Origin of the sequence: Streptomyces sp. NBC_00353 (assembly GCF_036108815.1) — a bacterium.
Lineage (GTDB): Bacteria > Actinomycetota > Actinomycetes > Streptomycetales > Streptomycetaceae > Streptomyces.
In genome coordinates this window covers 5,056,590-5,075,576 of record NZ_CP107985.1, presented here as the reverse complement: position 1 = coordinate 5,075,576, position 18,987 = coordinate 5,056,590, and the positions used below count along the sequence as shown (strand labels likewise).

16 protein-coding genes are annotated in these 18,987 nt (G+C 70.9%); 12 read left to right on the top strand and 4 right to left on the bottom strand.

Annotated elements, in window-relative coordinates; all coding sequences use genetic code 11:
• Positions 1 to 28: 28 nt before the first annotated feature.
• A complete protein-coding gene (locus OHA88_RS22910) occupies positions 29 to 1,558 on the bottom strand; it encodes a substrate-binding domain-containing protein (RefSeq protein ID WP_326604975.1) in 1,530 nt (509 codons plus the stop codon).
• 457 nt (positions 1,559 to 2,015) lie between these two features.
• Between OHA88_RS22910 and OHA88_RS22905 the strand changes: the two genes are divergently transcribed.
• Positions 2,016 to 2,897, top strand: coding sequence for a glycoside hydrolase family 19 protein (locus OHA88_RS22905; RefSeq protein ID WP_267003632.1), 882 nt, complete (start codon positions 2,016 to 2,018; stop codon positions 2,895 to 2,897).
• A gap of 158 nt (positions 2,898 to 3,055) precedes the next feature.
• Here OHA88_RS22905 and dnaN read toward each other — a convergent pair whose 3' ends face one another.
• Positions 3,056 to 4,195: a DNA polymerase III subunit beta gene (dnaN, locus tag OHA88_RS22900; protein WP_328626874.1), complete on the bottom strand. Its 1,140-nt coding sequence runs from the start codon at positions 4,193 to 4,195 to the stop codon at positions 3,056 to 3,058.
• A gap of 362 nt (positions 4,196 to 4,557) precedes the next feature.
• On the opposite strand from dnaN, the gene OHA88_RS22895 reads away from it, so the two are divergent.
• Positions 4,558 to 6,009, top strand: a complete 1,452-nt coding sequence (locus OHA88_RS22895) for a helix-turn-helix domain-containing protein (RefSeq protein ID WP_328629770.1) — start codon at positions 4,558 to 4,560, stop codon at positions 6,007 to 6,009.
• Positions 6,010 to 6,039: 30 nt separating this feature from the next.
• Here the strand turns inward: OHA88_RS22895 and OHA88_RS22890 are convergent, their stop codons facing one another.
• Entirely contained in the window at positions 6,040 to 7,893 is a 1,854-nt protein-coding gene (locus OHA88_RS22890) for a serine/threonine-protein kinase (RefSeq protein WP_328626873.1), read from the bottom strand.
• Between the two features lie 178 nt (positions 7,894 to 8,071).
• Between OHA88_RS22890 and OHA88_RS22885 the strand changes: the two genes are divergently transcribed.
• The 3 genes from OHA88_RS22885 (at position 8,072) to OHA88_RS22875 (ending at position 11,082) form a co-directional block, all read left to right on the top strand.
• A complete protein-coding gene (locus OHA88_RS22885) occupies positions 8,072 to 9,454 on the top strand; it encodes an aspartate aminotransferase family protein (protein ID WP_267003625.1) in 1,383 nt (460 codons plus the stop codon).
• A gap of 112 nt (positions 9,455 to 9,566) precedes the next feature.
• Positions 9,567 to 10,298, top strand: a complete 732-nt coding sequence (locus OHA88_RS22880) for a GntR family transcriptional regulator (RefSeq protein WP_328626872.1) — start codon at positions 9,567 to 9,569, stop codon at positions 10,296 to 10,298.
• Positions 10,299 to 10,431: 133 nt separating this feature from the next.
• Positions 10,432 to 11,082: a hypothetical protein gene (locus OHA88_RS22875; protein ID WP_328626871.1), complete on the top strand. Its 651-nt coding sequence runs from the start codon at positions 10,432 to 10,434 to the stop codon at positions 11,080 to 11,082.
• 65 nt (positions 11,083 to 11,147) lie between these two features.
• Here OHA88_RS22875 and OHA88_RS22870 read toward each other — a convergent pair whose 3' ends face one another.
• Positions 11,148 to 11,981, bottom strand: coding sequence for an SLATT domain-containing protein (locus OHA88_RS22870; RefSeq protein ID WP_328626870.1), 834 nt, complete (start codon positions 11,979 to 11,981; stop codon positions 11,148 to 11,150).
• 356 nt (positions 11,982 to 12,337) lie between these two features.
• On the opposite strand from OHA88_RS22870, the gene OHA88_RS22865 reads away from it, so the two are divergent.
• From OHA88_RS22865 to OHA88_RS22835, 7 genes are all read left to right on the top strand, one after another.
• On the top strand, positions 12,338 to 12,673 hold the full coding sequence (locus tag OHA88_RS22865) for a YbaB/EbfC family nucleoid-associated protein (RefSeq protein WP_267008026.1): 336 nt from the start codon (positions 12,338 to 12,340) through the stop codon (positions 12,671 to 12,673).
• Positions 12,674 to 12,746: 73 nt separating this feature from the next.
• Positions 12,747 to 13,346, top strand: a complete 600-nt coding sequence (gene recR / locus OHA88_RS22860; RefSeq protein WP_267003617.1) for a recombination mediator RecR — start codon at positions 12,747 to 12,749, stop codon at positions 13,344 to 13,346.
• 92 nt (positions 13,347 to 13,438) lie between these two features.
• Positions 13,439 to 14,098, top strand: a complete 660-nt coding sequence (locus OHA88_RS22855) for a DUF5063 domain-containing protein (protein WP_267003615.1) — start codon at positions 13,439 to 13,441, stop codon at positions 14,096 to 14,098.
• Positions 14,099 to 14,317: 219 nt separating this feature from the next.
• The gene (locus OHA88_RS22850; RefSeq protein WP_267003613.1) at positions 14,318 to 15,589 is read left to right on the top strand and encodes an aspartate kinase; all 1,272 of its coding nucleotides are present in this window, start codon (positions 14,318 to 14,320) and stop codon (positions 15,587 to 15,589) included.
• On the top strand, positions 15,586 to 16,650 hold the full coding sequence (locus tag OHA88_RS22845) for an aspartate-semialdehyde dehydrogenase (protein WP_328626869.1): 1,065 nt from the start codon (positions 15,586 to 15,588) through the stop codon (positions 16,648 to 16,650). Before OHA88_RS22850 ends, OHA88_RS22845 begins: the two co-directional genes overlap by 4 nt.
• Before the next feature lie 379 nt (positions 16,651 to 17,029).
• Positions 17,030 to 17,605, top strand: a complete 576-nt coding sequence (locus OHA88_RS22840; RefSeq protein WP_267008025.1) for a SigE family RNA polymerase sigma factor — start codon at positions 17,030 to 17,032, stop codon at positions 17,603 to 17,605.
• The gene (locus tag OHA88_RS22835; RefSeq protein WP_328626868.1) at positions 17,602 to 18,942 is read left to right on the top strand and encodes a hypothetical protein; all 1,341 of its coding nucleotides are present in this window, start codon (positions 17,602 to 17,604) and stop codon (positions 18,940 to 18,942) included. Before OHA88_RS22840 ends, OHA88_RS22835 begins: the two co-directional genes overlap by 4 nt.
• The last annotated feature ends 45 nt before the right edge of the window (positions 18,943 to 18,987 follow it).

Here is an 18,987-nt window from a genome sequence, read left to right as displayed (position 1 = left end):
GGCTGCTGCCCCGGCCCTCTCCGCGCTCTCACTCCTCCCCGCAGATCCGCAGCCCCTTCGGCGTCGCGCACGGCAGATGTCCGTGCGTTCGGATGACGTCCTGGCCGTTGCCGCGGCTCAGATAGCCCAGGAAGCTGGAGGCCAGCGAGTCGGCGGGCGGCTGGCCGTACGTGTAGGCGTACTCGATCTCCCGGTACGGGTAGGTGCTGGAGCCGATCGTGTCGACGGACGGGACGGTGGAGTCGATGGCGAGCTGGTGCGCCCCCTTCAGCGCGGTTCCGGAACGCAGCTCGCTGTAGCCGATCGCGCCGTCGAGCCGGCCGACGGTGGCCAGGACCTGGTCGGTGGAGTCGAGTTCGCAGCGGATGACCCGGGCCGCGGCGTCGTCCTTGGTGGCACAGTCGCGGGACGACTGGGCGGGTTCGTTGTGGCCGAGGACGCGGCGCTGGAAGACCTCGCGGGTGCCGGAGTTGGCATCCCTGCTGACCAGGAGTACGGGCAGGTCGGGTCCGCCGAGCGCCTTCCAGTTGCGGATGTCGCCCCGGTAGATCTTCCGGACGGTGGCCAGGGAGAGGTTCTTGACGGGAACCCGGTCGTTGACGACCAGGCGGAAGAGCGAGACCGCGACCCGGTTCTCGCGCAGCTGCGGGTAGCCGTCCGGTTTGGGGCCGTCGGAGAGGGCGATCAGTGCGGGGGAGCCGGACGTACCGGCTGTCGCGCCCCGGTCGGCGAGCTCCCGTATCCCCGCGTTGCTGCCGTGTGCGTCGACGGTGACGGTGGAACCCTCGCACTCCTTCTCGTACTTCTGCGCCAGTTCCCGCACGACCGGTTCGAAGGCGGTGGAGCCGGTCACTGTCAGGGTGCCCCGGGCGCAGCCCATCGGGGGCGGGGTGTCGTCGCGGACCAGGATGATCGAGGCCAGGGTGATGACGCAGACGGTCAGTGCCACGGTGATGAGCCGGGCGGCCCGGCCGAACATCGGGGGCTTCTCGTCGGGGCGGGCGGCGCTGTTGGGGGTCACCTCGCCGTCCCGGATGCCGCCGGTGATCCTGATGGGGCTGCCCACGTGCGATCCGGTGAGCAGCACCAGCAGCTTGAAGTGCTCTCCCCGGTTGAGGGGGACGCGCGGCAGCCGGATGAGCCGGCCGCTGTGGCGCATTCCGCCCGCCGGGGTGAAGTGCTCCATCAGATGGTCGGCGCCGGGTGCCTGGGTGACCGCGATGCCGCGTACGGTGCGGCCGGTGAACTCCACGGTCAGTCCGTGCAGTTCACGGCCCGTGTAGTCGTTGTCGGCGATGGACTGCGAGCCGTCGTTCTCTACGCGCAGCAGGACGAGCGTGGCATCGGCCATGTCGGGCGTCTCGCTGAAGAGCCCGAGCCGGACATTGGCCCGGCCCTCGCTGACGTCGCTGCCGATCGGGGTGTCCATCTGGACCCGGTAGCCGATGCGCTTGCGGCGGGGTACCCGGCGCTCGTACCAGAGCACTCCGACGGAGGCCAGGACGCCGAGCACGGCGGTGCACACGGCCACGATGTTCTCGGCGCTGAACCACTCCACGGCTTCCTCGCGCTCCCCTCGTCGAACGCGTGCACGCGCGTACGCGTACCGGTGCGGTACCGGCCCCCGGTTCGGGCCACCGTATGTGCGCGATGGGGGAGTCGGGGCGGGCGGCCGGATCCTTTCGGCTGACGTTCGCCTGCCGTTCGCGCAGCGGCGGGGTCCGGCGGGCGGGCCGGTTCGTCGTTCCGCATGCTGGACGGGCGCAAAGGTTTTCGTCCGGGTCCGGCCGGCTGCCCGCCCGGTGATCCGGATGAACTTCTTCCGGAATTACTCCTGTTGAGGCCCGCTCCGGCGTTGCGTATGTGCTGTGGACGCACTCCACGGCGCCTCTTCGGAAAGACTCCTTGCGTTGGTCTAGACCTTGACAGGTACAGACCAGCGGCGCTTGAGTGACGGTCACCCCCCATGGCGGTGCACCGACGCGCTCGGTGCACCGCACCGAAGGAGTGATCACATGATGAGACGCGTCATGGGCATGCTGGCCGCGCTGGGCGCGGTCGTCGCGATGCTCGTCGTCCTCCCCGCCTCCACCGCTTCGGCGGCCGAGTGCGCGGCACCCTGGAACGCCTCGTCCGTCTACACGGGCGGCGGAGCGGCCTCGTACAACGGGCACAACTGGACCGCGAAGTGGTGGACCCAGAACGAGCGGCCGGGCAGTTCCGACGTCTGGGCGGACCAGGGCAGCTGCGGTGGCGGAACGGATCCGGGCACCCCGTCGGGATTCGTCGTCAGCGAGGCGCAGTTCAACCAGATGTTCCCGAGCCGGAACCCCTTCTACACGTACAGCGGACTGACCGCGGCCCTGAGCGCCTACCCGGGCTTCGCCAACACCGGAAGCGACACGGTCAAGCGTCAGGAGGCGGCGGCATTCCTCGCCAACGTCAGCCATGAGACGGGCGGACTGGTGTACGTGGTCGAGCAGAACACGGCCAACTACCCGCACTACTGCGACACCGGCCGGCCCTACGGCTGCCCGGCCGGGCAGTCCGCGTACTACGGCCGCGGCCCGATCCAGCTCAGCTGGAACTTCAACTACAAGGCAGCGGGCGACGCACTCGGCATCGACCTGCTCGGCAACCCGTACCTGGTCGAGCAGAACGCGTCCGTGGCCTGGAAGACGGGTCTCTGGTACTGGAACACCCAGAACGGTCCGGGCACCATGACCGCCCACAACGCGATGGTCAACGGCGCCGGCTTCGGCGAGACGATCCGCTCCATCAACGGCTCGCTGGAGTGCAACGGCGGCAACCCCGCCCAGGTCCAGAGCCGCATCGACCGGTACCGGGCCTTCGTGCAGATCCTGGGCACCACCCCCGGCTCGAACCTGAGCTGCTGATCCGCCGCTGAACCGACCCTCCGATCCACAGCCTGTGGATCCCTCCGCCCGACGGGGGTGTGCCCGGCCACGGCCAGGGCACACCCCCGCTTCGTTCTTCCGGGCGGTGTTCGCCGGAAGGATCGGCTCGCATGAGGCCGGTCACCGCCTCGCCGTCCTCAGACCAGTGGTTTCACCGACATCAACAGGTGCCGGTGCGTCGGACGGGGTGCGGGGCCCTGATCCGACTCCGCGGTGCCGCCCTCGGCCGCCCGGCCGGTGATCATGGCGCGTTGGCCAGGACCCATCAGGCTGAACTGGACGACCGGTGCGTCGAACGAGGCCAGGGCGTCCATCAGGTACGAGGGTTTGAACGCGACCGTCAACTCATCGGCGCCCTCCAGGACGGCGGGCAGCCGCTGGGACGCGACATCGTCCTCGTACCCCGCCTGAAGCAGCACCGACTCGCCGGAGAAGGTCAGTTGGAGGGGGCTGTCGCCGTCCGCGACCACCGCGACGCGCTTGACGGCCTCGACCAGGGGCGCCCGGTCCGTCATCGCGGTCGTCGGGTCGGTCATCGCGAACAGCTTGTCGTGCCGGGGGAGCCGGCCGTCCAGGAGCCGGACCGTGGTGCGCATTCCGGCGAGTTCGAAGCCGGCCGACCCGGCATCCAGGGCGACGCTGACCATGCCGGAGCGGCCGAAGGAGCGGGCGATCTCCGTCAGGCGCCGGGCCGACACCACCACATCGGCCGAGGCATCCGCCGTCGCCGGCTTCCAGGCGAGCGTGCGCACCGCGAAGCGGTACCGGTCGGTGGCGGCCAGCGTCATCGTGTCGCCGTCGAGCCCGACCCGGATCCCGGTGAGGGTCGGCAGCGTGTCGTCCCGGCCCGCGGCCACCGCCACATGGGCGACGGCCGCGGCGAACTCCTCCGAGTCCACCGCCCCCAGCACCCCGGGCAGCGGCGGCAGCGCCGGATAGTCGTCCAACGGCAGTACCGACAGCCCGAACCGGGCGCCGCCGCCGGTCACCGAGAACCGTGAACCCTCCACCGCGCACACCACCGGACTTTCGGGCAGCACCCGGCACACATCGAGCAGCCGTCTCCCCATGACCAGCACCCGCCCGGCCCGTACGGTCTCCGCCTCGACCTCGATGCAGGCGGACGCCTCGTAATCGAGGCCGGAGATCCGCAGCCACCCGCTGTCCGCCTCCAGCAGCAGCCCGCCGAGCACGGGCACCGGAGAGCGTGTGGGCAGCACGCGGGCCGCCCAGGCCACGGCATCGGTCAGTGCACTGCGGTCGATACGGAACTCCATGGCGGGGCCCTTCTCCGTCGGTCCAGGTGAGGACCCGACGTTAGGCGGTGCCACTGACAATCGGCCCGGGGCCGGTGCGGCCGACGACAGCGACCACCCCCGTGGGTCGCTGCCGTCGTGACTCCCCGTCGTCCCCCGAGTCCGAGGTGGCCGCGTGTTCCCCCGACGCCCCGGAACACGTTCGGACTCTAGGGCTGCGGGTAGACGGCAGGGAGATTCAATTCGCACTGTGTGGGCGTTACAGGGGTATCAGTTCGCACAGTCAAACCGGTACGCTGCACTCCGTTTTTCTGCGGAATGCAGGACGGGTAGGGAGCGAGGGACCGGTGCGAGCAGGAGAACGTGCCGACGACGTGCTGCGGATGCACCGCCTGGCCCGCGCCGGCGGCTCACAGGAGCTGCTGCGCTGGGTGTCGGGGCGGGCCGGCGGCTGGGCCGGTCTGCTCGGAAGCGACGGCACCGTCCTGCGCGGCGTGGCCCGCACCCCGGACCTCACGAGCGCCTCGGCCCTCTCGCTGGCCACCGAGGGCGTGAAGGAGCTGACAGCTCTCCGTGGCCGCTCCTTCGCTCTCGACAAGGGCCCGGACACCGCCCTGCTGTTCCCCCTCGACGGCACTCCCGACGCACCCGCACCGGTCCTCGCCGTCGTCGCCCGCCGGCCGCTGCCGGACGGACTGGCCACGCTTCTCGCCGATGTGGCGATGCCCCTGACCATGTGCTGGGCGGCCGAGACGGTCGAACGCAAGCGCCGCCGCGTCGACCTCGCCGAGTCCCGCGGCCGGGAGGCGGTGCTGCATCTGCTGATGACCGGCCAGCTCTCCATCGCCCATCAGGTGGCGGGCGCGCTGAAACCCACGCTGCCGGACCCCGTCCAGGTCTGCGTGGTCCAGTGCTCGGGCGGCCGGCGGGACGAGGTGGCGCGGGTGTGCACGGACATCTGCGGCGGCCGGTCCTGGATCGTGCGGTGTCCGGTGTACGCACGCCATCTGATCCTCATCGTGCCTGCCGGGCCGGACGGCGCCGATCCGCGACTCGGCCTCGACGTCGCCGCCGTGGTGGACGACTGTGTCGTGGGCGTGAGCGAGGACGTGCCGCTGAGCGACACGGCGACCGGATACCGGCAGGCGTTCCACGCCCTGGCCGTGGCCCGCGGACTGCCCGCGCGCCACGCCCGGTTCGGCTCGGCACCGGAACCGGCCCTGGTCGTCGGCGCGGCGGGCGCGCAGTGGGCCGACACCCTGCTGGCGCCGCTGCTCACCCACCTGCCACGACGCAGCCAGGACCCCGGCAGCCAGGAGCTGGCGGCAACCCTGTCCTCCTGGCTGGCGTTCTCGTCGCATGCGACGCAGCACCTGAAAATCCACCGCAACACCCTCGCCGCACGGCTGCGGTTGATCGGCGAGCTGCTCGGCCTGGACCTCAACCGGGTCGCCGATCAGGCCGCGCTCGACCTGGCCCTGCGCATCCGGGCCGTACCCCAGCGGGCCGTCCGGCCCACGGAATCCCTACCGGCCGGCGCGCTGGACGAGATCCTGCGGCATCCCGCCGTCGGGCAGTGGGCGGCCGAGCAGCTGCGCCCGCTCGCCGAGACCGGTACGGCGGCCGAGACCACCCTGCGTACCTGGCTGAAGTGCGAGGCTCAACTCGGTCCGACCGCCGCCGCGTTGGGCATCTCCGTACCGGGCGTACGCAAACGCCTCACCCGGCTCGAAGCCGTACTTCAACGCTCGCTGCTCCAAACCCCCAGCGCACGGTACGACTTGTGGCTGGCGTTCCACGCGCTGGACGTCGCAGGCGGCACCGGCACGGCGTGAGGTCCGGCGCCTGGCCGGTGCGGCGGCGGGTCAGTCGCTCTTCGTGTACGTGAGCTGCTCGCCGGTCTCCGTGTTCTCGCGGCGCAGGGTGCCGTCGGAAAGCAGGGTGAGTGTGGTGGCCTTGCCCGGGGTGCAGGACGACATGGGCTCGCCGAGCGTCACCGTGGAGGGGCCGATGTGGACCGGTTCGTCGGGGGAGGGCTCGGAGGCCAGGTCCGCCTGGAAGACGCAGCGGTAGGTGCCACCGCTGTCGATGGGGCCCTGAGCGGTGAGGGTGAGGACGGCCTGGCCCACCTTGCCCTGCTGGATGACGAGTTCGCGGGTGGAGTGGCCCGCGGCGTTGTCGATGTTGCCGGACCAGGTGCCGAGGTAGGCCTCGGGGATGGGGCCGTCGCCGTTCTTCGACTCGTCGCCGGGGGACGGGCCGGTGGAGGACGGGGAGTCGTCCGGGGCGGGGGAGTCCGACGAAGCGGAGGGGGACGCGGTGGGCGGCGCGGCGGGCTTCTTGCCGTCGTCGCTCATGAGCGCGTACACCGAGCCGCCCGCACCGATCGCGACGAGCACCGCGACCGCGACGAGCGCGATGGTCGACCCCGTGCTGCGTCGCGTCGGCGCGGGCTGCGCGCCCGGCGCGACGGTGGGGTGGAGCGGGCCGTACGGGGGTGTGGGGCCGAAGCCGGGGTGCTGCTGCGGGTAGCCGTACCCCTGACCGGGATGCGGTTGGGCGGGCAGCTGCGGATAGCCGTACCCGGGGGCGGGCTGTCCTGGCGGCGGAGGTCCTGGCAGCGGCGGTCCGAACCCGGGCACCGGGGCCGGGGCCGGCGCGGGAGGCTGGGTGCCGATCACCGTGGGGAGCGCGTGAACTGCGCCGGGCGTCTGGGCCGGCGGAGGTAGCGGATTGCCCACGGGTGGCACCGCGTCCTGCGGCCCCGCGGCCCCCGCCGACTCCTCAGGGTCTTCCGAGTCCAGCAACTCCACCGCGTGGCGGCCCAGTTGGGCGATCAGTGCGCCCGGCAGCCACGGTTCGGCCGCCTCGCCCTCCACCAGCCGCTCCAGGATCGCGTCCGTGGTCGGCCGGGCGGCCGGGTCCTTGAGGAGGCAGTCCCGGACCAGGTCGGCCAGGTCCACCGGGACACCGGTCAGGTCCGGTTCCTCCTGGGCGATCCGGAACAGCAGGGCATGGACCTCGTTGTCCGCCCCACTGAAAGGAAGCCGGCCCGTCGACGCGTACGCCAGCACCGAGCCGAGGCAGAACACATCGCACGCCGCGGTCACCCGCTCGCCCCGCACCTGCTCCGGCGCCATGAAGCCGGGGGATCCGACCAATGAGCCGGTGCGGGTGAGACCCCCGTCGGTGACGGTGTCGAGTGCCCGGGCTATACCGAAGTCGATGACCCGCGGACCGTCGATCGTCAGCAGGATGTTGGACGGCTTCAGGTCCCGGTGGATGAGGTCGGCGGAGTGGATGGACCGGAGCGCGCGGGCCAGCCCGGCCCCCAGACTGCGGACGGAACGCTCGGGCAGCGGACCGTACGCCCCCGGGCCCGGACCCGCCGGGGCGCCCGCGCGACCGGAGACGGTGGCCTGGAGGGACGGCCCGGCGACGTACCCGGTCGCGACCCACGGCACCGCGGCCTCGGTGTCGGCGTCGAGTACGGGGGCCGTCCAGGCCGACCCGACCCGGCGGGCGGCCCGCACCTCCTGACGGAAGCGGTCACGGAACTCCTGTTGTTCGGCGAGCTCCCGGCGTACCAGCTTGATCGCGACTGTACGGCCCCGGTCGGAGCGGGCCAGATAGACCTGCCCCATGCCGCCCGCGCCCAGCCGCCCCAGCAGGCGGTATGCGCCGATGCGTTGCGGATCCCCGGAGCCGAGCTTGTCCATGGTGTGCAGTCCTTCCCCCTCCGGCGACACGCCGCCGATGCGGCCTGAGAATAGCGTCCGGCGGAAGCCCTGACCGGGACACCGCTGCCCGCCGACCCGACACCCTGCCCACCAAACCGCCCCACGCCATACAAGATGGCCATGTCGAGCCGCTCACCGCACGACCTACGCTCGCCGCATGACCCCTCATGCCTCCCATGGATCCCACGCTCCGCAGGTCGACTCCGCGGCCGGTGCGGCCGTGAAGGCCGCCGATCGTGCGCACGTGTTCCACTCCTGGTCCGCCCAGGGCCTGATCGACCCGCTCGCCGTCGCCGGCGCCGAGGGGGCGTACTTCTGGGACTACGACGGCAACCGCTACCTGGACTTCACCAGCGGCCTCGTCTTCACCAACATCGGCTACCAGCACCCCACCGTCGTCGCCGCGATCCAGGAGCAGGCGGGCAAGCTCGCCACCTTCGCCCCCGCGTTCGCGATCGAGGCCCGCTCCGAGGCCGCACGCCTCATCGCCGAGCGGACCCCCGGCGACCTGGACAAGATCTTCTTCACCAACGGCGGTGCCGAGGCCGTCGAGAACGCCGTCCGGATGGCCCGGCTGCACACCGGCCGTACGAAGGTGCTCTCCGCCTACCGCTCGTACCACGGCGCCACCTCGACGGCCATCAACCTGACCGGCGACCCGCGCCGCTGGCCGTCCGACAACGGTTCGGCGGGCGTCGTCCGGTTCTGGGCCCCGTTCCTGTACCGCTCGCCGTTCTACGCCGAGACCGAGGCCGAGGAGTGCGCCCGCGCCCTCCAGCACCTGGAGGACACCCTCGCCTTCGAGGGCCCCGCCACCATCGCCGCGATCATCCTGGAGACGATCCCCGGCACGGCCGGGATCATGACGCCGCCGCCCGGCTACCTCGCGGGTGTCCGCGAGATCTGCGACCGGTACGGCATCGTCTTCGTCCTCGACGAGGTGATGGCCGGATTCGGGCGCACCGGCAAGTGGTTCGCCGCCGAGCACTTCGACGTCACGCCCGACCTGATGACCTTCGCCAAGGGCGTCAACTCGGGTTATGTGCCGCTGGGCGGCGTCGCCGTCTCCGCCGAGATCGCCGCCACCTTCGAGACCCGCCCCTACCCGGGCGGACTCACCTACTCCGGTCACCCGCTGGCCTGCGCCGCCGCCGTCGCCACCATCGGTGTGATGGAGGACGAGAAGGTCGTCGAGCACGCGGCCCACATCGGCGAGACGGTCCTCGGCCCCGGCCTGCGCGAGCTCGCCGAGCGCCACCCGTCGGTCGGCGAGGTGCGCGGCCTCGGCGCGTTCTGGGCGCTGGACCTGGTCCGTAACAGGGAGACCCGCGAGCCGCTCGTCCCGTACAACGCGTCGGGCGAGGCCAACGCCCCGATGGCGGCCTTCGGCGCGGCGTGCAAGAAGAACGGCCTGTGGCCCTTCATCAACATGAACCGCACCCACGCCGTTCCGGCCTGCAACGTCACGGAGGCCGAGGCCAAGGAGGGACTGGCGGCGCTGGACGTGGCCCTGTCGGTCGCGGACGAGCACACCGTCTGACGCATCCGTCCGACACATCCGTACGCATCCCGCATGGCGCCCCTCCCCGTGCCCGGAACCGGGCACACCGGCCCTGGCTTAAGGTGGCCGCAGCCGAAGAGGGAGGGTCGCCATGGGCGCGAGCGGAACTGTGACCCGCAGTACGTTGCGGCAGCAGATCGCGGACGCGCTGCGTGACGAGGTGCTCGCCGGGCGTCTGCAGCAGGGGCGGGAGTTCACCGTCAAGCAGATCGCCGAGCAGTACGGGGTCTCCGCGACGCCCGTGCGCGAGGCGCTCTTCGACCTGTCGGCGCAGGGCCTGCTCGAATCCGATCAGCACCGCGGATTCCGGGTGCACGAGTTCACCGTGGCCGACTACCGGGCGATGGTCGAGGCCCGCACCCTGGTCATGGACGGAGTCATCCGCGACATCTTCTCCGGACCGCCGCCCTCGCGCGCGCAGGCGGCGAAGTACCGCGAGTCACTGGTCTCGGTGCGGCGCAGAGCCGACGAGGCCGCACGGGCGGCGCGCGGCGGCGACCTCGACATCCTGATCGGCTACGACCTGCGCTTCTGGCGTGAACTCGGCGCGCTCGTCGGCAACACGTACATCACCGACTTCCTGCACCGGCTGCGCGTCCAGTGCTGGGTGTTCGCCGTCCCGTACCTGCGCAGCGACGTGGACGTACGGGACTGGCTCTGGAACGGCCATCCTGGCCTGGTCGCGGCCATCACGCTGGGCGAGCACGACGCGGTTCGTGCGGCGATCGACGACTACAACGCCCACGCGCTGATGTGGGCGGACCGGCTCGCGGCCGGTGACCCGGCGCACCCGGGACACGGCGGGAAGCCGACGGCGCCGTAGGGGCGACCGGCCCCGACAACGAGGTGTTCCCGAGCCGGTCATGAGGGACCACTGTGCGCAACGTGCCGATCGCATTACGCTGTCCCGACCATCGCACGCACCCTTGCGAGAACCCGTTGGAGAGCGAGACTTCGTGGCCTGTGACCTGTGGCTGGTCCCCCTCGTCGATGTGCTGTGCCACAGCCCCGACAATCCGTTCGCCGAAGAGATAGCCATCTACGACAAGGCGCTGGGCGATGCCGGACTGCCGGCCGTACCCGTCTACGCCTACATGCCGGGCCTGACCGGCGACGTGGCCCCCGTGGCGGGCTTCGACTACGACGCGCTGCACTTCCTGCGCCGCGCCTATCTGCTCCAGCTGAGCGGCCTCGCCGTGACACCCGTCGACGAACTGGGCGGGGACTACGAGCAGCTGCTGGAGATGTTCGAGGCGACGGCGCAGCAGTCCCATCTGGTCTGGCACTACGACCACGCGGGGGCGTACGTCCCCGTGGACTTCCCCTCCCCGCTCACCAACGACGAGCTGCTGGAGGGCGGCGGCCCGCTGGGCTCGGCGCACGGGCTGCTGCGGGAGCTGGAGTTCGTCGCCCCCTCCATCGGCATCGACCCGGCGAACCCGCCGGCCGCCCCCGCACCGCCCGCCGCACCGACCTCCCTGGAGGAGCCGGCGAGCCCGATTCCGTACGACGAGAGTCCGTTCGCCCGGGAACGGCACGTCTGGCTGGGCCTGCACGCGGCGGTGACCCGCAGCCTCGCCCAAGGCTCAATGATCATCTTCAGCTGACGCGACGGCCGGGCCCCGCCCCGGAGCCACGAGCCCGCCCGGAGCCACCGATCGCCGGTCACCGATCAGCGCGGTGGCTCCGGGGGCCGCTGCCGCGGCATGTTCGGCCGGGCCATCGACTGGAGCGGGAACCGCCCCGGCGGCACCCACTGCTCCGTACGCCCCCCGACCCCGCTGCCGGACACCAGCGCCTGCATTCCCATCGGCGCCGGCCCGGCCCGGAACTCGACCATCCAGTCCGCGGTCTCGGACCGCACGAGCTCCGTGATGTCCTCCGAGAACCGTCGCAGCACCCCGAGGCACCGCTCCGCCGCCTCGCTCGCCGTCCCCTCGGTCGGCCCGAGGACCTCGCGTACGCACTCCGACGCCCAGTCGAACTGCAGCACCTGGAGCCTTCGCTGCACGGCCTGGGCCGTGGCGAGGTTCCTTATCCAACCGGAGGTCAGGCCGAAGAACCGATCGCAGGCCATGCACGCGGCGCCCAGCAACAGCAACAGATAGCCCCAGCCGGCCGCGCCGTCCAGCGCCCCCGTCAGATCGAGGAGCGGCAGCGCGGCGCCTGCGACCACCCCGGCCGCCGTGCCGATCCGCAGCGCCCTGGCGCCGCGCCGCTTCCACACCCGGTCGGCCAGGTACCAGCCGGCGGTGCGCAGCGCGTCGGCCTCGACATAGCGGTACAGCTCGTCGAGGCGTTCCGCGGGTTCACCCCAGTCGCCGAGCGGGAACGGCTGCCCGGTCAGATCCCCGCCCCGCGCACCGGAACCCGAACCCGAACCCGAACCCGGGCCCGGGTCCGGGTCCGAGCTCGCCTCCGGGCCCGAACCCGGCGGAACGGCCGAACCAGGCGTACCGGGCTCGTTGCGGGGCGCCCCCTCGGGCTGCATCTCCGGCTGACTCACCGGGGCACTCCTCTGCACTCTGCGTATCGACGTATCAACGCGTGCTTCGACGCGTGCACTCGACGGCGGGCGGACTTTCGACGTGGCCGACCTGTCCCGCTGCGTAACCCTGCGTGACGGGCGGTGCACGTATGCGTACTGATACGCATGCCCTTCCTACCGCCGAATGGTGGGGCGTGGGGTCGAAATCGCGGTATTCCTGGGTGGGCAGGGCCTGTGATCAGGTATAGGAGTCTCCCTGTCGTTGACGGGATCTCACCCGAAAGAGTTGCTCGCCAGTGGGTGGGGCGTGGTGCCCGGGGACCACGTAGGCTCGGCATACCGAAACATTTGTCGTCGAAATGCCAGGAGTGACCGTGATTCCCGGTGGTGGTCAGCCCAATATGCAGCAGCTGCTGCAGCAGGCCCAGAAGATGCAGCAGGACCTCGCGCAGGCCCAGGAGGAGCTGTCGAGGACCGAGGTCGAGGGGCAGGCGGGCGGCGGTCTGGTGAAGGCGACCGTGACCGGTTCCGGCGAGCTCCGCAGCCTGGTCATCGCCCCCGAGGCCGTCGACCCCGAGGACACCGAGACGCTCGCCGACCTCGTCGTCGCCGCCGTCCAGGCAGCGAACGAGAACGCGCAGCAGCTTCAGCAGCAGAAGCTGGGCCCGCTGGCCCAGGGGCTGGGCGGCATGCCCGGTCTGCCCTTCTGATCCGTCAGCACACCAACTACCGTACGTACCACGACGGCAACAGCCGCGGGTCTCAGCTCAGGAAGGCGTTCCGTTGTACGAAGGCGTGGTCCAGGACCTCATCGACGAACTGGGCAGGCTGCCCGGCGTCGGTCCCAAGAGCGCGCAGCGGATCGCCTTCCACATCCTGCAGGCCGAGCCCACCGACGTTCGCCGTCTCGCCCATGCCCTCCTGGAGGTCAAGGACAAGGTCCGGTTCTGCTCGGTGTGCGGCAATGTCGCGCAGGAGGAGCAGTGCGGGATCTGCCGCGACGCGCGTCGCGACCGGACGGTGATCTGTGTGGTCGAGGAGCCGAAGGATGTCGTGGCGATCGAGCGGACCCGTGAGTTCCGCGGCCGTTACCACGTCCTCGGCGGGGCGATCAGCCCGATCGAGGGCGTCGGTCCGGACGATCTGCGCATCCGTGAGCTGCTGGCGAGGCTCTCCGACGGGTCCATCACGGAACTGATCCTGGCCACCGACCCCAACCTGGAGGGCGAGGCCACCGCGACGTACCTGGCGCGGATGATCAAGCCGATGGGCCTGCGGGTGACGCGGCTGGCCAGCGGGCTGCCGGTGGGCGGCGACCTCGAGTACGCGGACGAGGTCACCCTGGGCCGCGCGTTCGAGGGGAGGCGGCTGCTCGATGTGTAGCACCCGTACCACCACGTCTCACGACGGTTTTATGTTCAGCGACGCTATGTTCTACTCACCGTTCGCGACCGTGCCCACGGGAGGTCCCCTCGATGTCTGACGCCACGCTGAACTCCGTCACGCAGGACCCGGACGACTTCGCCGTCCAGATCGCGGACCAGATCAAATCGTTCATCGTCGCCGTGACCGAGGTGTCCAAGGTCGACGAGCCGGAACAGGCCGTCCCGATCCTGCTCCTCCAGGTCTCCCAGCTGCTGCTGGCGGGGGGCCGGCTCGGCGCGTACGAGGACATCCTCCCGGACGAGCGCTACGAGCCGGACCTGGGCGCCGAACCGGACGCGGACGGCCTGCGCGAGCGCTTCGCGACCCTCCTCGAGCCGATCGACGTCTACTCCGAGGTCTTCGACCCGTACGAGCCCCGCAAGGCCCCGGTCCCGTGCCGCATCTCCGACGGCCTGGCCGACCTGGTCACGGACCTGCGCCACGGCCTGGCCCACTACGAGGCGGGCCGCACGACCGAGGCGCTGTGGTGGTGGCAGTTCTCGTACTTCTCCAACTGGGGCTCCACCGCCTCCGCAACCCTGCGCGCCATCCAGTCCCTGGTCGCCCACATCCGCCTGAACCAGCCCCTCCAGGAGCTGGACGGGCTGGACACGGACCAGGACGCGGGCGAGGACGACCTGGCCGAGGAGGCGGGCCGGGTCATGGCGGAGGAGATCGCGGGACCGCTGGGCCTGCGCCCGGTGAAGTAGCCGTTCGGCCGCACCGAGCGGCCGGCGCGGCGTGTGGAGTGGGGCACATACAGGAGTGGATTCCGGTGCGCCGGGCAGCAGCCCGGTACGAGCAGTTCGGGGCGGCACGTCGAGATCACGTGGTGAGCGGGACATCTCACGATGTGATATCGACGGGGCGTTTCCGGACTGCTCGTTAAACTGAGCGGACCGAAGCAATGGAATGAGCGAGGAGCGCACGTGGGCCTTGTCGTGCAGAAGTACGGAGGCTCCTCCGTAGCCGATGCCGAAGGCATCAAGCGCGTCGCCAAGCGAGTCGTCGATGCCAAGAAGAACGGCAACCAGGTGGTTGTCGTGGTGTCGGCGATGGGCGACACGACGGACGAGTTGATCGATCTCGCCGAGCAGGTGTCACCGATGCCTGCCGGGCGTGAGTTCGACATGCTGCTGACCGCAGGAGAGCGGATCTCCATGGCCCTGCTGGCCATGGCGATCAAAAACCTGGGCCACGAGGCCCAGTCGTTCACGGGCAGCCAGGCCGGCGTCATCACCGACTCGGTCCACAACAAAGCGCGCATCATCGATGTCACGCCGGGCCGTATCCGGACCTCGATCGACGAGGGCAACATCGCCATCGTCGCCGGGTTCCAGGGGGTGAGCCAGGAGGGCAAGAACATCACCACCCTCGGCCGCGGCGGGTCCGACACCACCGCCGTCGCACTGGCGGCCGCGCTGGACGCCGAGGTCTGTGAGATCTACACCGATGTGGACGGTGTCTTCACCGCCGACCCGCGGGTCGTGAAGAAGGCCCGGAAGATCGACTGGATCTCCTTCGAGGACATGCTGGAGCTGGCCGCGTCCGGCTCCAAGGTGCTGCTGCACCGGTGCGTGGAGTACGCACGCCGCTACAACATTCCGATCCACGTCCGCTCGTCCTTCTCCGGACTGCGTGGCACCTGGGTCAGCAACGAGCCGCAAGGGGACCAGAAGGTGGAGCACGCGATCATCTCCGGAGTCGCCCATGACGTCTCCGAGGCCAAGGTCACGGTTGTCGGCGTGCCGGACAAGCCGGGCGAGGCCGCCGCGATCTTCCGCACCATCGCGAACGCGGAAGTCAACATCGACATGGTGGTGCAGAACGTCTCCGCCGCGTCGACCGGTCTGACCGACATCTCGTTCACGCTGCCGAAGGCCGAGGGCCGCAAGGCGATCGACGCCCTGGAGCGCAACCGCGGCACGATCGGCTTCGAGTCGCTGCGCTACGACGACCAGATCGCGAAGATCTCCCTGGTCGGCGCGGGTATGAAGACGAACCCCGGGGTCACCGCGTCCTTCTTCGAGGCGCTGTCCGACGCCGGTGTGAACATCGAGCTGATCTCGACGTCCGAGATCCGCATCTCGGTGGTCACCCGCGCCGACGACGTCATCGAGGCCGTGCGTGCCGTGCACACGGCCTTCGGCCTCGACAGCGACTCCGACGAGGCCGTCGTCTACGGGGGCACCGGCCGATGACACCTCGCCGCCCTTCGCTCGCGGTCGTCGGAGCGACCGGGGCGATCGGCGGCGTCATGCTCCAGATCCTTTCGCAGCACGCGGACGTCTGGGGCGAAGTGTCGCTGATCGCCTCGCCGCGTTCGGCCGGCCGCAAGCTGGTCGTCCGCGGTGAGGAGACCGAAGTCCTCGAACTCACCGAGGACGCGTTCGACGGGGTGGACGTCGCCCTCTTCCTGGTGCCCGACGACGTGTCCGCGCGTTGGGCGCCGATCGCCGCGTCCAAGGGTGCGGTCGTCGTCGACGACTCGGCGGCGTTCCGGCTGGACGCGGATGTGCCGCTGGTCGTGCCCGAGATCAACCCCCACGCCGTACGGATGAGGCCCCGGGGCATCGTCGCCAGCCCCAACTGCACCACGGCGTCGCTGATCGTCGCGGTCGGTGCGCTGCACGCCGAGTTCGGGTTGCGGGAGCTCGTCGTCTCCTCGTACCAGGCGGTGAGCGGAGCGGGCCGGGAGGGTGTCGCGGCGCTGCGCGAACAGCTGTCGATGGTCGCGGGTACGGAACTGGGCACGAAGCCCGGAGACGTGCGCCGGGCCGTCGGTGACACCGAGGACTCGCCCTTCGCCGCTCCGGTGGCCCTCAATGTCGTGCCCTGGGCCGGAACGGAGGCCGGGGACGGCTGGTCGTCCGAGGAGCTGGCGATCCGCGACGAGTGCCGCAAGATCCTGGACCTGCCGAACCTGCCGGTGGCGGCGACCTGTGTGTACGTCCCCGTCGTCGCGACGCACTCGATGTCCGTGCACGCCCGCTTCGAGAACGAGGTCGAGGTCGACCGGGCGCACGAGATCCTGGCGACCGCACCCGGTGTGGTCCTGTTCGACAGCCCGGCCTCCGGCGACTTCCCGACGCCGTCCGATGTCGTGGGCACCGACCCGACCTGGGTGGGGCGGGTGCGGCGGGCGCTGGACGATCCACGCGCCCTGGAGCTGTTCGTATGCGGCGACAACCTCCGCAAGGGGGCGGCGCTGAACGTGGCTCAGATCGCCGAATCGGTGGCTGCCGAGTTCCCCCAGGCCTGATCCGACCCGACGGCTCACGATCGAACCTGTTTTGTACTCTCTGTGAAGCCCTTGTGAGCAACTTGCTGGTCTGAACCTCTTGAGCTGGGGCGTTGCGGTGTCCGACGATGACCTTTCGGCCCGCTGGAACCAGCAGTCGGGCAGCGCGCGTCTATGCCGTCACTTCGCGGATGGTGGGGCGCGAAAACGGGGCATTTGTGGAAGAGCAGGTACGTATGAGGGCATGTCGCACAGCGTCAAACGCGGTGCCGCACGCGTACAACCCTGACGGGGGGACGCGTGTCCAACTGGCGTGGCAGAGGTTCTCGAAATCACAGTGGTGGGCCCGTTGCGAGGCGCTACCGTGCGTCCGCTCCGGCGGCCCCGCGCACCCGGCGGTATGCCGGTGATTGCGCCCATGCCCGCTGCGCGCCCGGCCCAGCTGCCGTCGCAGCGCGGGGGTGCTGAGGAGACAGTGGCAGCCGGTACTACGGTCGACCATCTCACCGAGACCTACCGCGCCCACTACCGTTCGCTGCTCGGCCTCGCGGCCCTGCTGCTGGACGACACCGCGTCGTGTGAGGACGTGGTGCAGGAGGCGTTCATCCGCGTGCACTCGGCGCGGAACCGGGTACGTGAGCCGGAGAAGACACTCGCGTACCTGCGCCAGACGGTCGTCAACCTGTCGCGCTCCGCGCTGCGCCGCCGCATCCTCGGGCTGAAGCTGCTCTCCAAGCCGATGCCCGACATGGCGAGCGCCGAGGAGGGTGCGTACGACCAGCTGGAGCGGGACGCGCTGATCAAAGCGATGCGGGGGCTGCAACGGCGCCAGCGGGAGGTGCTGGTGCTGCGGTATTTCGCGGACATGACCGAGGCCCAGGTGGCCGAGACACTGGGGATTTCACTGGGTTCGGTCAAGGCGTACGGCTCCCGCGGCATCGCGGCGCTGCGCGCCGTGATGGAGGCTCAGGCATGAGTCGGCGCGAGCACAAGGACCCCGCGCAGGAACGTACGCACGAGCGTGAGATCGACCGGACTGGAAACGGAATTGTGAACCACGGGCCGGAGAACGCGCCGAACGTGAACTCGGACGGGCACCCGGATACGGACGCCGTGTCCGTCGAGGGAGTGCCGGAGACGGAGGACGGGGGAGACGACCGCGCCGAAACGGAACGGCTCGCCGGCCTGACGGCCCTCTTCGGCGCGGTATCGGGCGTGGGCCAGGGTGCAGGATCGGGCCGGGGTGCCGGTGGCGGCTCCGGTGGTTCCGGCGGCTCCGGTGGTTCCGGCGACTTCGACGACTCCGGTTCGGACCTGGACGAGGTCGCCCTGCGCCGTCTGCTGCGGGGCGCTGTCGAGGGCCTCGAACCCGGTGACGGCACCCTCGACCATCTGAAGCGCGCCGTCCCCGCGCGGCGCGCCAAGAAGCGGCAGGCCGTCGTCGGAATGGCGGCGGCGGCGCTGCTCATCGGCACCGCGATCCCCGCGTTCGTACACGTCGCCAACTCCGAGGGCTCGAGCACCGCCAGCCCGGCCATCGCCGCGCACGGCGAGCAGGCTCAGGGCGGCAGCGGCTCCGACACCGGCTCGGCAGCCGGCGAGAAGGCCGGTGGCGGCACCGCCGGCGGACAGGGCACCGGCGGCAACGGCCACCCGAACGGCGCCGGCGGCCACTCGGGCACCGGTGGCCAGGGCGCAGCCGGCGACGCGACCACCGGTGGTGCGGGCCCCGCCGACAGCGCGGCGGCCTCGATGCCGGTCTGCGATCCGAGCCAGCTCGGCGTCGCCTCGGCCGAGACGGGCGCGGCCGGTGCCGACGGCACGGTGTACGGCAGCTTCCGCATCTCGAACATCTCCGGCAAGGAGTGCTCGGTGACCACCAGTGGCACCGTGGGCTTCCAGGCGATGGGCGCGGCCGACCCGGCCAAGATCGACGTCGTGCAGCACACCGCGGGCGACGCGGCGGCCGGACTGCCCGACCCGTCGCAGGAGGCGGGCACAGTGCTGCTGAAGCCGGCCATGGCGTACGAGGTGCAGTTCGCCTGGGTCCCGAAGGACACCTGTCCGACCTCCGGCGGGTCGCCGACCCCGACCCCGACCGACGGTGCGGCGGGTACCTCCGACGGCACCAGTGACGGCAGCACGTCGCAGACGGAGGTGCAGCTCGGCAGCGAGGACGGCGGCACGACGCTCGACGGCAGCGTCGCTGTGACGCACACCCCGGAGCCCGGGGCGCCGGTCGCGGAGACGGAGATCCCCAACGCCTGCGCGGGCACGATCTACCGGACGGGCGTGCTCGCACCGACGGCCTAGCACCATGACGCATACGTGAGGGGGCCCGCCGGTCGAACCGGCGGG

Bases quoted from the DNA above. Each gene is read 5' to 3' on its own strand.
- OHA88_RS22905 (WP_267003632.1), top strand. From the start codon at position 2,016: ATGATGAGACGCGTCATGGGCATGCTGGCCGCGCTGGGCGCGGTCGTC.
- dnaN (WP_328626874.1), bottom strand. From the start codon at position 4,195: ATGGAGTTCCGTATCGACCGCAGTGCACTGACCGATGCCGTGGCCTGG.
- OHA88_RS22895 (WP_328629770.1), top strand. From the start codon at position 4,558: ATGCACCGCCTGGCCCGCGCCGGCGGCTCACAGGAGCTGCTGCGCTGG.
- OHA88_RS22890 (WP_328626873.1), bottom strand. From the start codon at position 7,893: ATGGACAAGCTCGGCTCCGGGGATCCGCAACGCATCGGCGCATACCGC.
- OHA88_RS22885 (WP_267003625.1), top strand. From the start codon at position 8,072: ATGACCCCTCATGCCTCCCATGGATCCCACGCTCCGCAGGTCGACTCC.
- OHA88_RS22880 (WP_328626872.1), top strand. From the start codon at position 9,567: ATGGGCGCGAGCGGAACTGTGACCCGCAGTACGTTGCGGCAGCAGATC.
- OHA88_RS22855 (WP_267003615.1), top strand. From the start codon at position 13,439: ATGTCTGACGCCACGCTGAACTCCGTCACGCAGGACCCGGACGACTTC.
- OHA88_RS22845 (WP_328626869.1), top strand. From the start codon at position 15,586: ATGACACCTCGCCGCCCTTCGCTCGCGGTCGTCGGAGCGACCGGGGCG.
- OHA88_RS22840 (WP_267008025.1), top strand. From the start codon at position 17,030: ATGCCGGTGATTGCGCCCATGCCCGCTGCGCGCCCGGCCCAGCTGCCG.
- OHA88_RS22835 (WP_328626868.1), top strand. From the start codon at position 17,602: ATGAGTCGGCGCGAGCACAAGGACCCCGCGCAGGAACGTACGCACGAG.